The sequence below is a fragment of the Lacihabitans sp. CS3-21 genome (assembly GCF_024343675.1).
Classification (GTDB): Bacteria; Bacteroidota; Bacteroidia; order Cytophagales; family Spirosomataceae; genus Leadbetterella.
The window spans coordinates 117674-133565 of the sequence record NZ_RJUD01000010.1 but is presented as its reverse complement, the minus strand read 5'-3'; the positions used below and the strand labels follow the sequence as shown (position 1 = coordinate 133565).

Here is a 15892-nt window from a genome sequence, read left to right as displayed (position 1 = left end):
GTGCTGCTGCTCCTGTTACTCCGCCTGTGATGGCTCCTAAAGTCCAAGTATAAGTCGTGCCTGCAATGTTACTTGTTGGGCTTACTGCGGCTACTGCTGCTCCTGAACAAATCGTTGCTGGGTTGGCTAAACTTGCAGTTAATGTTGGTTGTATAGTAATTGCTATTGTAAATGGTGTACCATTGCAACCATTTGCAATTGGTGTAACTGTGTAAGTAACCACACCATTTGTGGTACCTGAATTTGTTAGCGTTTGGGATATTGGAGCAGCTGATGCAACCGCATTATTGGAAAATCCAGTTATAGTTCCTGAAGTTGGAGTTGTAGTTATTGCGGCAGTCCAAGTATAAGTTGTTGGTGTTATATTGGATGCTGGAGTTCTGCTAAAACTTGCCCCAGAACAAATAGTTTGAGGACCAGGGTTGGTAATTACAATGGTTGGTTGAACAGTTATTGCAAATGTAAAAGGGGTACCATTACAACCATTCGCAACTGGTGTCACGGTGTAAGTTACAATTCCTGAGGTTGTTCCTGAATTTGTTAAAGACTGTGATATTGGTGCAGCAGATGCAATAGCATTATCAGAGAAACCTGTAATAGTTCCAGAAGTAGGAGCAGTAGTTATCGCAGCAGTCCAAGTATAAGTTGTCGGAGTAACATTAGAAGTTGGAGTTCTACTAAAGCTTGTTCCCGAGCATATAGTTTGCGGGCCAGGATTTGTAATTACTATTGTAGGTTGGACAGTAATTGCTATTGTAAATGGTGTCCCATTACAACCATTCGCCACGGGTGTCACTGTATAAGTAACTATTCCAGTTGTTGTTCCTGAATTTGTTAAGGTCTCTGATATAGGTGCTGCCGAAGCACTAGCATTGTTTGAAAAACCTGTGATAGTTCCTCCAGTAGGAGCAGTCGTTATGGCTGCTGTCCAAGTATAGGTAGTAGGTGAAATATTTGAAGTAGGTGTTCTACTAAAACTTGTTCCAGAACAAATTGTTTGAGGACCAGGATTAGTTATCACAATAGTTGGCTGAACAGTTATATCAAATGTAAACGGCGTTCCCAAACAACCCGCTGTTACTGGTGTAACGGTATATCTTACTATTCCAAAGGTAGTTCCAGAGTTCGTCAAAGTCTGAGATATTGGGGCCACTGATGCAACTGCATTATCCGAAAAACCTGTGATTGTACCTGATGTAGGAGCTGTTTGTATGGCAGCTGTCCATGTATAGGTAGTTCCTACGATATTTGACGTAGGAGTTCTACTAAAACTTGTTCCAGAACAAATTGTCTGAGGACCTGGGTTAGTAATGACTATAGTAGGTTGAACAGTAATCGCAAAGGTAAACGGTGTACCATTACATCCATTCGCCACTGGTGTAACTGTGTAAGTAACCACGCCATTTGTGGTGCCTGAATTTGTTAAAGTTTGTGTTATTGGAGCAGCTGATGCTGTTGCATTATTTGAAAAACCAGTGATAGTTCCTCCAGTTGGAGCTGTAGTTATAGCAGCAGTCCAAGTATAAGTAGTGGATGCAACATTTGATGTAGGAGTTCTACTAAAACTCGCTCCTGAGCATATGGTTTGAGGACCAGGATTTGTAATAACTATAGTAGGTTGAACGGTAATATCAAAAGTAAATGGAGTTCCATTACATCCATTGGCTACAGGCGTAACGGTGTATCTGACAACACCACTTGTGGTTCCAGCATTCGTCAAAGTTTGAGAAATTGGTGCGTTACTGGCCACCGCATTATTAGAAAAACCAGTGATAGTTCCTCCAGTTGGAGCTGAAAAAATGGCGGCGGTCCATGTATATTGTGTGCCTGAAATATTCGAGGTCGGGGTTCTACTGAAACTTGTAGCTGAACAAATGGTCTGAGGCCCTGGATTTGTAATTACGATATTGGGACGCACTGTAACAGTAAAAATAAAACTTGCTCCTGGGCAAACACCATTATATGGAGTAACGGTATAACTTACTACTGCACTTGCGGTAGTATTATTAACTAGTGTTTGAGAAATTGGCCCTGAAACGGCAGTGACTTGATTAGAAAAGCCTGAAGCTGTTCCGCTGGTCAACGCAGCAGTCCAAGTATATGTAGTCCCTACAATGTTTGTAGTAGGTGCAACGGAAAAAGCACTGCCAGAACAAGCAACTTGAGCTGCGGCACTTGCCGTAGGAATTGGTGTTACTGTCACAGAAGTAGTAGCAGTGGCTGAACAATTGTCTACATCTCTGGCAGTAACTATGTATGATGTCGAAGTTGTTGGAGAAACAGAAACTGTTCCACCCGTCGCAGCCGTATTTGTCCAGGTATAAGAATAGGGTGCAGTTCCTCCTGAACCTACTGCAGTTAAACTTGCACTGGTGCCAAAGCATATCGTAAGCGGTGGTGTAACTGTAACGGCAACTGGAGGTACAATGACTTTCGAAATTTGACTAATTACCGAACACAATGGATCACCTACGGTTGCTGCTGTAGTTGCCAATCTAATCCTATATAGTTTACCACTCAAAGCTGAAACAATTGGAGTAGGAAGATTGATTGTTACATTCATTGAATCACCCACATAAGTTCCTTGCAAAACACCCGTTACGTCAGTCCATGTGGTTCCATTATCATCACTTTCTTGCCATTTATAATAGTCATGCTCTTTATTTGGATCATGAACGACCGCGTTTATAGTTTCATTTGTTCCACCTAAACAGGCCACAGACTCACCATCCAATGCAATATCAAGCGGACATTTATTTACCACAATGTCATCAATCAGCCAGTCATTTCCTGTACCCCCTGGTGCATTGTTTCTAATGCTGAAAACTGCTTGAGTAGTTGAGGCACCTGTTTTAAATGAAAATCCAACTAAATTCCAGTTTGCATTCGTAATGTTTCCTGTTATGTGTTGAATTACACCATCTATTAAAAACGAGAAGTTTGGATAAATATGGGTCGAATAATATGCTGGATCTATTAAGTTTCTAACATATGCAGTAAAATTATACTGAGTGTTTGGACAAAGATTAAGAATGGTTTGCTCAACCACAACATCGGGGTTGTGAGAGGCATTCACGACCATCATATAGCCACCTGTATCGCCAGGTGTATGGTCATCAGAAATTATCCATGTTCCAAAAATATTCCCACCTCCTGATGCTCCATTACAGTCAGTAGAATTCATAATCGAATAAAAACCGTCATTAGGTGCATTACAAGAAGGTAAAGTATAACCGTATTGCGTTACTCCTGTTGGCAAAACTGGTCCACTCAATGGAGCACCACTTCCAAAATCACCATTTGGAAACATATTGGGAACATCAGCACTTACCGCACAAATCTGACTGGCTGGACAAGCCGTTCCACTATTTCCAACTGTCACAATACGCTCACTAAAACAATAAATACCTCCACGAATAACCCTAACATAATATGTTCCAGGTCTCAATCCAGTGATAGTATTAGCTGGACTCAAACTACCAACCGATGTATAAGTTCTATTCGATAATGAAATCCATGAAACCTGATCAGTTGCCAAAACGCCAGCTAGTTGAATCGAACCATTTGTTGCAAAACAACCATTGGCAGACGTCACTGTTTCTCCTGTATAAAAAGAAGTAGTTTTTGATTCTAAAGTGATGTTTACAGTTCTACATATAATTTTTGATGTCCAATCTCTTAAAAATACCAAATAACTACCAACCCCCAAATTTGGGTAAACTCTGTAGCCTCTATACCATGTAATGCCATCCATACTGGTTTCATAATTACTGCCACCGAACTCATCTACAGTAATATTGCCGTTTGTATTTGCACATGCAGTTGGATTTAAAGGTCTGATATCTATAATAGTTCCACAAGATCCTGCACAGTTGGTATTTACAGTCACACTTGTGGTCATGGTGTTGGTACAACCATTTGTAGCCAAACCCGTTACAGTATAAACCCCACCCGATGATGCACTGGAAATCAAATTGGTAGGATTCTGTTGACCACTAGAAAAACCGCTAGAATGCGACCATGAATAACTGGTAACAGCCAATCCTCCTGTATAACCCGACTTTAATAAAACCAAGGTACCTACACATGAATTAACCGAACCATTTGTGTTTGAAGTATTGGTAGCCGTTACTGTTGGAAGTGGTAAAACAACTATAGTTTGTTGAGCTGAAGTAGCTGGATTACAACCATTTCCAGAAGAATTAACGATTACTCTGTAATTGGTTGTACCTGTGGCAGAAGTAGGAACAGGCAAACTACTGTTAGTCTGGCCTGCAATATTCTCCCAAGTACTGTTGGTAGTATTAAATCTTTGCCATTGATAAGTAAATGGTCCAACTCCATTATTGACATTTGAGGTAATGGAATAAACGCCATTTAAACAAATTGTAGCACTACTGGCCGCAATTGTTACAGTTGCTTGAGCTACAATATTTAAAGTTAAACTTTGTGAACTAATCGTTCCACAATTAACGCCAGTGGTAGTTACATTTAATCTATAGTAGATTAAACCAGCAGTAGAAGTTGGCGGTGTGTAATTTATTGAATTACCCCCTGAGGCTACGTTGGTCCAAGTCCCGAAAAGCGAAGTTCGAGATTGCCATTGATAGGTTACAGTTCCAGTTGTATTTGCTACAATACCGTTAAGTTGGGTTGATCCCCCTACACAAACGGTTCCGTTTGTAATCGTGGCATCTACGGTATGAATTGCGTTGGTTTGTATTTGAACAGAATTACCATAATATATCCCACAGACGCTAAAGTCAATCACCGGTCTAAAATAGGCCAATTCCAAAGAATCATTATTCGTATTTAATGTCGCACTACTCGTACTGGTTACGTTCCACCAAACTGAATTATTATTAGACTCTTGCCACAAAATACTGTATGTACCTGAAGCCCCACTAACATTTGTAGTTAAAATTTGCGTTGCACCAATACATAGACTGGTGTTTGCTGGAGTTACCGTAACTGTAGCTGGATTAATAACATTAAATGTATAGCTTGGCGAAACAGCATAAGAACAACCTGCTGCAGACATCGTGGCTATTACACGGTAATAAAAAGTACCTGCCACGGTAAATGGAGGCGAAAAGGTACTACCCGTCTGACCTCCTATGTCGGTCCACCCACTGGTACCATTGGCAGACTGCTGCCATTGATAGGTTATAGACCCCGCACCATTTGAAACACTTGCTGATAAAATAGCCGCGGTACCAATACAAGTATTGTTACTCGGTGAAACCACTGCCGCAGTAGGAGAAGAAACGACTCTAATCTGAAAAGCATTTGAAGTTCCTGCATTACATTGGGCGGAACCAGAAACAATTACTCTGTAAAAATAATTACCCGCTACTAAAAACGAGTTAGTAAAAGTGCTGCTAGTTTGCCCAGAGATGTTAGCCCAGCCTGTCGTTCCATTTGGTGAAGTTTGCCACTGGTAAGTATATGTTCCTGCAATATCAATCGTTGAAGAAATAGTTGAAACGCCATTAACACAAATCAAACTATCTGGGGTAGTGATAGTAACACCTGGACTGTCCACTACATTTACTGCTACTGATGCAGTTGCCGTACAACTTGGAGAGTTTGAATCTCTTACGGTTAGGGTATAAACATTAGAAACATTGGTACTTACACTCACTGATGAAGTAGAACCCAATCCATTTGACCAAGAATAAATATATGGAGCTAATCCATTGGTTGGCGTTCCAGATATTGAAACTGTATTTCCTTTACAAGTAGTTATAGCAGGAGACATATTTAGCGGAGCTAATGTTGTTCCTGAAACCAGTGTTGTATTAGGTAAATCTAATGGACACTCGTCCGTACCCCATCTCACATATAAATCTTTGGTTCCCGCCGAGAGACCCGTAATGGTATGACTACCAATATTATCATTTACAATATTTGCAGGTAAGTAAGATGGGTTTGAATTTCCATTTACACTAAACTTGATGGAAGAGTAGTTTCCGTTATCAGGAAAATTAAAAGTAATAGTTCCATCATTTTGACCACAATTTGGGTTTGTTGAGGTAATGGTTGGTACAGATGGCAATTCTTTTACGGTTACATTGGTAGTAAAAGTAGCCGAACATGATCCTACCGTGACAGTTAAGGTAAAAATTCCATTGTGTGAAGCCGTGGCACTACTGATGGTGTGATTTCTGTTGCTGTTTGTAGAACCACTTGGATATGTCCAACTATAGGCCGTCGCACCCGAAACAGCAGTAGCCGACAAATCAAATGAACTTCCCTGACAAACTGGGGAAGTATTGCTTGGTGTGGTGGTAATTTGGGCTGGGGCAGTTAATGTCACATTTGAAGTGGCAGAACAACCGTAAGTATCCCTAATAGTAATCGTATAATTTCCTGATGTAAGTCCATTAAATGTGGTAGAAGTTTGAAAATTGGTGCCATCTATTGAATATTCAAATACTGGCTCTGCTAATGCAGGAGCAGTAAATGGCCTAATAACTGTTCCTGGAATCACCTCTGAGGGAGCGGTGGTACCTTGGCCAGGCTTTGCCCAACCCACAGCTATGTGATCACCTCCAGTTCCTTCTTTGTATATGGCTTCAATATAATATTTTTGTCCAGCTACCAAGGATATCGCAACTGATTTCTGTGAGGCAAATTTATTCCATTGCTTCGAATCTGTATATCCCAATACTTCCGCAATTTTTACTCTGTTGGCGGGATTAGAATCTGTCGACAACCACAATTCACCGTCATCATCACTGGCCAGCCAAAAGGTATAACTACCAGTAGTTCTTGGAATTAAGTAACCAATCAATCTACCTCCGATATTGTCATATCCATTTATATCCCCTTCCATCGTGTTTTTCAATATAGCACTTGAAGGGTTGTTGGGATAATTAACATTGGTGGTTAAACTTGAAACAGTTGTTCCCGGAATTCCGGTCCATGTTTGGTAAGTGATGTTACCTAAGCCTCCATAGCCAATAGGATTGGTGATATTGATTACCCCCGTATTCGAACCAAAACATGCGGGATTTGTCGTTGTGGAACTAAATGTTGGCGAAATACAGGTGGCACTCGACTCTGAGACCCAAATATTTTTTGTTATAGTTACCGACAATCCACCTTTAGTGATTACTAGCGTATAATCACCACTATTTACCAATTGTGCGTTTGGAATACTAGGATTAGCCAAAGTACTGGTAAAGCCATTCGGACCTGTCCACAAATACGTAATAGGCTCATCTTCAATTACTTTTATATCATCAACTGCAAAATTATTTCCACTGTCTAAAATTCTATTATTTACTATTGCAATCACAATTGTTCCAGTACTTGAAGCAGTATAAGTGTATGAAAGAGTCTGCCAAGAACCGTTAGAAACGGTCAACTGTGTTCCTACATTTGTACCATTTATATTCCATTGTAGTTGTGGTTGGTTGGTGTTATTATCTGCTTGTGTACTCGCAGAAAAATAATAAACATGCCCTGCCACCACATTAATAGTTTTGTACCAAGCCCTTCTATTACTGGTGTTTGCTCCATTAAACAAGAGCATAAAACCTTCATTGGTATAAGTAATATTGGAAAAATTTGAATTGTACGCACTATTCATTCTATCAAAACTGAAATCAATATCCCAGACACCTGAGGCTGTTCCAGTGGTGTTGTAGGTGTAGTCTGACAAAAATTGAGACGGTTGAAGCGGAATATGACCTTCAGGTATTAAGTTATCTAAATTATTTGCAAAACTTCCTGTTTGAGTTAGGTTGATGGTTTGTCCAATGGTGTAAGCCGAAGGAGAGGTAATGCTGTAATTCGTAACAATTTTTGAAATTACATTGGAAACACCATTCCACATTTCAATATTTCCTGAATTGTTTGGGAAAGTTTCGGTATCAAACTTTGATAATCTTCTGTAATAGGTCGTTACGGTGATCGCCCCTGGGTTGTAGGTAATGGAATTGCTGCTGGCAATATTGGTCCAGGTAATACCATCTGTGCTTGATTGCCAGCGGTATTCAATAACAGTACCGCCAGTTCCAGTTGGAGCAGATACGTTGGTAATTGTAGCTGGGTCAAATCCTCCATTGTTGACCTCATCACCTGAGATCTCTCCGCCGAAGTTTATGGGAGGAGGAACCAGCATTTCATTTGCTCTTTTTGACTTTGGAAGATCTTTGGCCACCACGTCTCCAAAAACAAAGAAAGCCCATGCCAAAGATATAGCAAGGGTTAATCTGTTTTTAAACAGGGTAATCAAATTTCTTTTTTGTAAAAATTGCACAAATGCCGTTATTTTCAGGTAAATACTCTGTTTTGGAAGGGTTAAATCCAAAACCTTATCTAAACTTATTTAACGGCGTCAATAACTGTGCCAATTATTGAATTCCAAGGAATACTAAATCACAACCTATTTAATCACAATTAATTACAAAAAAAGAAACTTTTTAAAATGTATCATTTATATATTTAGCTAAATATGTATTTATTGATTTTTTTCAAAAAAATAGCCTATTTTGATGCTATTGCAACCAAAATAGGCTCGTTTATATAAAATTTGTAATTCTAAATTACCAACAATTAATAATCGTTCTTCGAAATATGGTTATGAACCTTAGCAATTTAGAAAAATAGTAAATATCGATTAATTTTCATTCAAATAATCTATCAATCTAGACCCCAATCTCCTTGAAAGTTTAAAAACCTCTCCAGTAGATAATCTTACGGACTTTACTCCTTTTTCATCCACTATTTCTTGGATAAACTCTAAGTTGAGCAACAATCCTTTTCTTGCCAAAAAGAAATTGCAGCGTCCTTCTAGCTTTGAAGTATAATGTTTTAATGTAAACGAAGAACAAATATATCCTTTGCCGTTTAGTCGTATCATAGAATAATTACCGGCAAAGCTTTCGATGTATTTAATGTTGTTAAATTCTACTGCTTTTTTACCGTAATTATAAATCAGTTTTTCTGGGATAATACTTTTTGTAAATGTGTTCATGCTTATTGTAGTTTTCATTTAATGCTGTAAAATTGCGAAAAGGCCTCGGTTGTTTTTAGCGTAAATTCCCCTGATTTTGGTTTTTTACTCAATCTAAGATATGTGCGTCAGCCTCATAAATCAAATGGTAATAAACCGACAGTGTAGAATACTGAGTGAATGGTATAAATTGGTAAATAAATGACAAATACATAAATTGCACGAAAATTCAGATAAGTACATGCCAATAATAGCTCCATCAATGCTCGCTTCAGACTTTGCGAACATTCAAAAAGACACAGAACTTATTAACGACTCATCTGCAGACTGGTTTCATATTGATATCATGGATGGTGTCTTTGTTCCTAATATCAGTTTCGGACTGCCGGTTACCGAAGCCATTCAAAAACACGCTAAAAAACCACTGGATGTACACTTGATGATTGTAAAGCCAGAAAACTACATCGATCAATTTGCTAAAATCGGAGCGGAAATCATCTCGGTACACTGGGAGGCTTGTCCGCATATTCACCGAACCATTGGTCAAATAAAGGAGGCTGGTTGTAAAGCAGGAGTAGTCTTAAATCCAGGAACGCCTGTTTCAGTTTTGGAAGAGATCATCACCGATTGTGACATGGTTTTGTTAATGTCTGTCAATCCGGGTTTTGGAGGGCAAAAATTCATCCATTCCACGATTGAAAAAGTAAAAAAACTCAAAAAATTAATCGTAGCCTCCAAATCTTCTGCCCTCATAGAAATTGACGGCGGAGTGAACCTAGAAACAGGAAAGGCCCTTGTAGACGCAGGAGCAGATGCACTTGTTGCAGGTAGTTTTGTCTTCAGCAATGCTGACCCTCTACAAACTATAATTAACCTCAAAAACCTATAAATCAGCACATTAAAGAAAGAAATAACAAAAAATAAGTAACCTCGCTTGTGTTTCTGTATTTTTTGCCTAGAATTTTGTAAATTTGCAGAATTTTTAATTACCATATATTTTAAACATCGAAATGGTCGAAGATATTTTTGACAAGGTTGTAAATAACATGGGACCCATTGGATCTCATGCTCATTATTCTCATCATTATTATTCATTTCCAAAGCTTTCTGGTGAATTGGGACCTTATATGTCATTCAATGGAAAAAGAATGCTCAATTGGTCGCTCAACAATTATCTAGGACTGGCCAATCATCCAGAGGTACGCGAAGCAGATGCTAAAGCCTCTGCAGAATATGGTCTAGCTTATCCGATGGGTGCTCGAATGATGACAGGCAACTCAGAATTACACGAAGAATTCGAAAGGCAATTGGCTGATTTTGTTGGTAAAGAAGATGCTTTTTTATTGAACTACGGCTATCAAGGCGTCATGTCTGCAGTGGAATCCATGGTGGATTTCAAAGATGTTATCGTTTATGACGCCGAGTCCCATGCATGTTTGATAGATGGGGTTAGACTTCATCGTGCCAAAGGTGGCAAAACCTATACTTTCAAGCACAATGACATGGATAGCTTGGAGAAAAACCTTGTAAGAGCTACAAAAATAGCCGAAGAGCAAGGTGGCGGAATCATGGTCATTACTGAAGGAGTTTTCGGAATGTCTGGAGCTGTAGGAAGCTTAGACAAGATAGCAGAACTCAAAAAGAAATATAAATTCAGATTGTTGGTAGATGACGCTCATGGTTTCGGAACTATGGGGAAAACTGGAGCTGGAGTACCCGAGCATTTTGGTGTTCAAGATGCTGTTGATCTTCATTTCTGTACATTTGCCAAATCTATGGCCGCAATTGGTGCTTTCATAGCGGCAAAAAAAGAAATTGTGATGTACCTAAAATACAACATGAGGTCTCAAACATATGCCAAAGCTCTTCCAATGCCATTTGTTTTAGGTGGAATGAAAAGACTTGAGCTCATAAAGAAAAACCCGCAATTGAAAGACCAATTGTGGACAATCGTCAAAGCTCTACAAGAAGGGTTCCGCAGCAGAGGTTTCGATATAGGAAATACAACCTCTCCAGTAACACCCGTTTTGTTGCAAGGTGATTATGACCTTCCGACGGTTACCAATCTAATTAAGGATTTAAGAGAAAATATGGCCATTTTTTGTTCTATCATTGTGTATCCTGTTGTACCTAAAGGTGTGATTTTATTAAGGGTTATTCCTACTGCTGCTCATACTTTAGAAGACGTAGAATATACCATGAATTGCTTTGAAACCGTTAAGCAGAAATTGACCGAAGGTAGCTACAAACCCGTTTAAACAGTCGACCAAATTAGATTATTACTATATTTTCGACAAAAAATATAAATTAATTTTTATCAAAAAAATGGTGATATAAAGTTTTTTGCTAACTTGCATCGTGAATTTTTTATTATACACTTAAAACCCCCTTTAAATTCATGGATAAGTATTCAGAACTTTACGACTTAGTTACTTCATTGAAAGATGATTTTGACAAATTCTACGACAAAAAAAACAAAGCTGCAGGCACTAGAGTAAGAAAAGGCATGCAAGATTTAGGAGCTTGGGCTAAAGCTGTAAGAGCGGAAGTACAAGCAATGAAAAATGCAGGTTTATAATATTTAGGTATTATCCAAGCCCATATAAAAAAGCCGTTTATCTAAAATAAGCGGCTTTTTTATTTAAATGAAATGCAAACTATCTATAAAATCAAAAACACTTATCAATAGTGTTCCTCATTCATCAAAGTTCCAGTACCACGAATCGTCATTTTCTTGGTTTCTTTGTTAATTACTTGCGTTGCAATATGGGCAATATGCCTGACTGGATCTACACTCACTACTTCAAAAACTACTTGATAGGGTGTATCTACATGCATAGGTCTTAGGTACTCAGTTTCCTGTTTCATATATATAGAACCCGGCCCACCTGGTTTTCCCATTCCCAAAAATCTGGTAAAAACACTGCTACTCAAATGGCCGTGAATTATAGGCACTTTAAATTTGGTAGTGGCTGCATATTCAGCATCTAAATGTATAGGATTGTGATCGCCTGTGAGGTTGGCAAAGGCGATAACATCGGCTTGACTAAAACTAAAATCGTGTTCAAATCTTTCTCCAACTGGTATTTTTTCGCTCATAGTTAATTGTATAATGGTTTGTTGCAAATATATAAAAAATTAACTTGTATGGTCACTAACAATTAGCCATTTTCCTTTCACTTTTTTAAAAATAAGGGTAAAATAACCTCCAACATCTCCTTTCTCAGGACGTGTAAGATACCATTTGCCCAATACCCATGCTGTTTTCTTTGAATGAAAGTCTACTTCCAAAATATCAAACTTCAATTGCCCCATGGTGGCTCTATCGGGATAGCTTTTTAAGTATCTTTCCTTCGTTGCTTGCCAGCCTTTTACAATTCCTTTACTTCCAATAAACTGCAATTCATCTGATTTTAAATAATCTTCCATGAATTTTTCGATATCCCCAGCATTCCAATTATTCTGCTGTCGGGCCATAACCTGGAGGATGTCTTCCTTTTTTTGAGAAAAAACATTAAAACAAACCGTAAAAAGTGCAAATAATAGAAATAGTTTTTTCATTTTTGTAGTCGAATTTTTCTCAAATATATCTAAATAAATTGAGCAGTCAAACCCCCATATTTATTATAAACCCAATAGCCGGTTCTAAAAAAGTTAATGCTAAAAAGCTGATTGAGTCATTTCTTGAAGCCCATAAATTAGAAGGTATCGTGGAAACTACCCACGAGAAGGATCATGGAAAAACACTCACAAGAAAATACTTGGATGAAGGGTACCGGCATTTTGTTGCGGTTGGAGGCGATGGAACTGTCAATGAAGTGGCCTCAGAATTGATTAATACCGAGGCGTTCTTTTCAATTATCCCGCTTGGATCTGGAAATGGATTAGCAAGAACACTAAATATCCCACTTGAGCCAGAAAAAGCCCTTGACAAAGTCTTTCATGGCAAAAAAAGCGTTATGGATATTGGCCTAATCAATGAATTTCCGTTTTTTTGTACTGCAGGGGTTGGATTTGATGCCCATTGTGCCAAGAAATTTGCACTTGGAAGCCATAGACGAGGCTTGTTCAATTATGTAAAAGTAATTCTCGAGAGTTATTTTAACTATGAAATCAACCAAAGTAGCTTTTGTAATCAGCCAAAACAATATTTCTCAATTACATTTGCCAATGCAAACCAGTTTGGAAACAATGCCTATATAGCACCAGATGCGATATTAGACGATAATCAATTGGATTGTACAATTATTGGAAAACACCCAAAATGGTATGGAATTTATATGGGTTATTTGTTGATGTCAGGAAAAATCAAAAGTTCAAGTTATGTAGATTATTACCGAGGAACAGAATTTACACTTGAACACAAAGATAATATTCTGTTGCACATTGATGGAGAGTATGTAGCCCCCTTTTCAGATAGAATTACTGCCAAAACAATGCCTCACGCATTGAAATTGATTATTTAAGGATTTTATATATTTAAATAAAAATGAAAAAAACTAAAAATCATGGTGGTGTGGTATACTCAACCAACCCGGACTTTGAATATGACAATTTCGACAACGAAAATGAAACGCTGTCTAACGACAAACAAAATTTTAAAATTTGGTTAGATAGAAAAGGTGGTGGGAAAGTAGTCAGCAGAATAGAGGGTTTTATTGGCACAGAAGATGATCTGCAAATATTAAAGAAAAAACTTCAAAATGCATGCGGAAGCGGCGGAACAGCCAAAGACGCAGAAGTATTGATTCAAGGAGACCACCGCGACAAAATATTGGCTTTTCTGCTTAAAGAAGGCTATAAAGCAAAAAAAGCGGGAGGCTAACCTTCCGCTTTTCTATTTGTTTATTTTTTCTTGAAATTTACTCAATCCCACCCATCCATTTCTTAATAGGCTTATAAAGAAGTATAAAAATAAGACCCAAAACAAATCCATATAAACAAACTTGCAAAAACAAATCCGGCATTTGTTGCACATTTTCTTCATTAAAGTTTCCAGCAAAAAGACCAGCAATCAAGTTACCCAATGATGCTGCCACAAACCAAAGTCCCATCATTTGACTGTAATATTTCTTTGGAGCAAGCTTGGTGTTGCTACTTAAACCCACAGGACTCAAACAAAGCTCTCCAAGGGTATGAAACATATAAGTAAAAGTCAACCAACCCATTCCTGCAAGCGAGCCATCCAAGATATTTTTTGCCGCAAAATACATGATTAAGAAGCCAAGACCCATCTGTAATAAACCCAAGCCAAATTTTATTGGTGTCGATGGGTTGAGATTTTTCTTATTGAGGTAAATCCACAAAGCACCTACAGGAGCCGAAAAAATGAGAATAAAGAATGAGTTGGCATTCTGAAACCATGAAGCGGGCAATTCCCAACCAGCCAACATTCTATTGGTATGTCTATCGGCAAAAATTGTAAGTGTGGTGCTTGCTTGCTCAAAGCCCGACCAAAACAATGCAGCTCCAATAAAAAACACAAATAATACCCCCACTCTCTTTCTCTCCACAATGGTCAAGCTTTTATCCATGAATCCTATGTAGGCAAAGTATAAAAGTGTAACAATGCTAATAATATACTTCATAGATTGAGCCAATGAAACGCTATCCAAGACTCCTGTCACGACCAACAAGGCCATAAAAACGATGGCTCCAATAACTACATAAAGATACGTGTAGCTCGACTGAGTTTTGGGTTTATCTCCCAATCCATCCAGATATTTTCCATTCAGTTTGAAATTGATCAAACCAAAAAACATGGCAAACGCGGCAGCTCCAAATCCATAATGCCAACCAACTTTTTCTCCTAAATACCCCACAATGAACATACCTAGAAATGCTCCTAAGTTTATACCCAAATAGAAAATAGAAAATGCAGCATCGCGTTTTGCACCACCTTCAGGGTACAACTCCCCTACTATCGAACTAATATTGGCTTTTAACAATCCAGTACCAACGGCTACGAAAGCTAATCCTAGAAAAAATACATAAGTGTTACCAGGAATGGCTAAAATAACATGACCGATCATGATCACAATCCCACCCCACCAAATGGCTTTTTTCTGACCTAAAATATTGTCGGCAATCCAACCGCCTGGCAAAGTCAGCAGGTAAACCGAAGCCATGTAAAGGCCCATTATTGCACCGCCTGACTTCTCATCAAGGCCCAAAGCTCCCTCAGAGGCACTTTTGGTAAGATACAAGAAAAGAATCGCCCGCATGCCGTAATAACTGAAGCGTTCCCACATTTCAGTAAAAAATAATACAAATAAGCCTCTTGGATGCCCAAATAATGTTTTTTCGTTCATAATAGGTTAAAGATTAACAGGGTTTTTAGTTTGAATAAAGTAATTTTATTTAAGTATGTAAAATAGGTTTTTCTAAGTTTTTATTAAAGGGTAAGTCTCTCTTTTTCTATAATTGAATCGATAAATTTATTCACATTTAATTCCTTCAGTTCAGCATACCGTTTTTTGTTTTGTCCTGCCTTTTCCGCCAATTCATATTTCATTTCTTGATATGCTAACCTCGCCCAATCATTCTTTCTCAAAAAATCTCTTGATAAAAGATGGCGTTCCAGAGCTTTACATTCCAAAGGACAGACATAGAGATGATGTGTAAACTTATCTAATATCGGGTCAAATATTTTTCCAGTTCGTTTAAATACTTCCCTTTGTTCTATTCCTTGGTTTCCGTTGTGATAATATCCGATTTCTATCAATCCAGCCTTTATTTTCTCAAATTCAGCATCATTTTCATAAATAATATCAAGGTCTATGATGTTTTTAGAATCTAAGCCTGGAACAGACGTGCTTCCAACATGTTCAATCCGATATTTGAGTCCAGTTAAACTTTTGTCAATTTTATTCTTTATTTCAATAAAATTTTCAATCCAATCGGATGTATATTTTTTCAAGAGCATAA

Annotated in this window: 11 protein-coding genes; 5 read left to right on the top strand and 6 right to left on the bottom strand. The window is 38.2% G+C overall.

The window, feature by feature from the left end:
* Together EGI24_RS08595 and EGI24_RS08590 are read right to left on the bottom strand one after the other, a co-directional pair.
* A partial coding sequence (locus EGI24_RS08595) for a PKD-like domain-containing protein (RefSeq protein ID WP_255047960.1) occupies positions 1-8245 on the bottom strand: 8245 nt, incomplete at its 3' end.
* A gap of 384 nt (positions 8246-8629) precedes the next feature.
* Positions 8630-9004: a LytTR family transcriptional regulator DNA-binding domain-containing protein gene (locus tag EGI24_RS08590; protein ID WP_255047959.1), complete on the bottom strand. Its 375-nt coding sequence runs from the start codon at positions 9002-9004 to the stop codon at positions 8630-8632.
* A 202-nt stretch (positions 9005-9206) separates the two neighbouring features.
* Here EGI24_RS08590 and rpe point away from each other — a divergent pair, with 202 nt between their 5' ends.
* The 3 genes from rpe (at position 9207) to EGI24_RS08575 (ending at position 11543) form a co-directional block, all read left to right on the top strand.
* The gene (gene rpe, locus EGI24_RS08585) at positions 9207-9854 is read left to right on the top strand and encodes a ribulose-phosphate 3-epimerase (RefSeq protein WP_255047957.1); all 648 of its coding nucleotides are present in this window, start codon (positions 9207-9209) and stop codon (positions 9852-9854) included.
* Positions 9855-9975: 121 nt separating this feature from the next.
* Positions 9976-11223, top strand: coding sequence for a pyridoxal phosphate-dependent aminotransferase family protein (locus EGI24_RS08580; protein WP_255047955.1), 1248 nt, complete (start codon positions 9976-9978; stop codon positions 11221-11223).
* A 140-nt stretch (positions 11224-11363) separates the two neighbouring features.
* A complete protein-coding gene (locus tag EGI24_RS08575) occupies positions 11364-11543 on the top strand; it encodes a histone H1 (RefSeq protein WP_255047954.1) in 180 nt (59 codons plus the stop codon).
* 104 nt (positions 11544-11647) lie between these two features.
* Here the strand turns inward: EGI24_RS08575 and EGI24_RS08570 are convergent, their stop codons facing one another.
* Positions 11648-12064: a MaoC family dehydratase gene (locus EGI24_RS08570; protein ID WP_255047953.1), complete on the bottom strand. Its 417-nt coding sequence runs from the start codon at positions 12062-12064 to the stop codon at positions 11648-11650.
* A 39-nt stretch (positions 12065-12103) separates the two neighbouring features.
* The gene (locus EGI24_RS08565) at positions 12104-12526 is read right to left on the bottom strand and encodes a DUF4440 domain-containing protein (protein WP_255047952.1); all 423 of its coding nucleotides are present in this window, start codon (positions 12524-12526) and stop codon (positions 12104-12106) included.
* A gap of 38 nt (positions 12527-12564) precedes the next feature.
* Here EGI24_RS08565 and EGI24_RS08560 point away from each other — a divergent pair, with 38 nt between their 5' ends.
* Both EGI24_RS08560 and EGI24_RS08555 read left to right on the top strand, forming a co-directional pair.
* Positions 12565-13431: a diacylglycerol kinase family protein gene (locus EGI24_RS08560; RefSeq protein ID WP_255047951.1), complete on the top strand. Its 867-nt coding sequence runs from the start codon at positions 12565-12567 to the stop codon at positions 13429-13431.
* Between the two features lie 23 nt (positions 13432-13454).
* Positions 13455-13790 (top strand): translation initiation factor, encoded by a 336-nt coding sequence (locus tag EGI24_RS08555; RefSeq protein WP_255047950.1) that lies wholly within the window; start codon positions 13455-13457, stop codon positions 13788-13790.
* A gap of 37 nt (positions 13791-13827) precedes the next feature.
* On the opposite strand, the gene EGI24_RS08550 is transcribed toward EGI24_RS08555, so the two are convergent.
* Positions 13828-15276 carry a peptide MFS transporter gene (locus EGI24_RS08550; protein WP_255047949.1) on the bottom strand — a complete coding sequence of 483 codons (1449 nt, stop codon included), beginning with the start codon at positions 15274-15276 and terminating at the stop codon, positions 13828-13830.
* An 83-nt stretch (positions 15277-15359) separates the two neighbouring features.
* Positions 15360-15890 carry a GrpB family protein gene (locus EGI24_RS08545; RefSeq protein ID WP_255047948.1) on the bottom strand — a complete coding sequence of 177 codons (531 nt, stop codon included), beginning with the start codon at positions 15888-15890 and terminating at the stop codon, positions 15360-15362.
* Positions 15891-15892: the final 2 nt, after the last annotated feature.

What these genes read in the sequence shown, in the direction of transcription:
- EGI24_RS08590 (WP_255047959.1), bottom strand. Translation starts at nt 9,004, where the DNA reads ATGAAAACTACAATAAGCATGAACACATTTACAAAAAGTATTATCCCA.
- rpe (WP_255047957.1), top strand. Translation starts at nt 9,207, where the DNA reads ATGCCAATAATAGCTCCATCAATGCTCGCTTCAGACTTTGCGAACATT.
- EGI24_RS08580 (WP_255047955.1), top strand. Translation starts at nt 9,976, where the DNA reads ATGGTCGAAGATATTTTTGACAAGGTTGTAAATAACATGGGACCCATT.
- EGI24_RS08575 (WP_255047954.1), top strand. Translation starts at nt 11,364, where the DNA reads ATGGATAAGTATTCAGAACTTTACGACTTAGTTACTTCATTGAAAGAT.
- EGI24_RS08570 (WP_255047953.1), bottom strand. Translation starts at nt 12,064, where the DNA reads ATGAGCGAAAAAATACCAGTTGGAGAAAGATTTGAACACGATTTTAGT.
- EGI24_RS08565 (WP_255047952.1), bottom strand. Translation starts at nt 12,526, where the DNA reads ATGAAAAAACTATTTCTATTATTTGCACTTTTTACGGTTTGTTTTAAT.
- EGI24_RS08555 (WP_255047950.1), top strand. Translation starts at nt 13,455, where the DNA reads ATGAAAAAAACTAAAAATCATGGTGGTGTGGTATACTCAACCAACCCG.
- EGI24_RS08550 (WP_255047949.1), bottom strand. Translation starts at nt 15,276, where the DNA reads ATGAACGAAAAAACATTATTTGGGCATCCAAGAGGCTTATTTGTATTA.
- EGI24_RS08545 (WP_255047948.1), bottom strand. Translation starts at nt 15,890, where the DNA reads ATGCTCTTGAAAAAATATACATCCGATTGGATTGAAAATTTTATTGAA.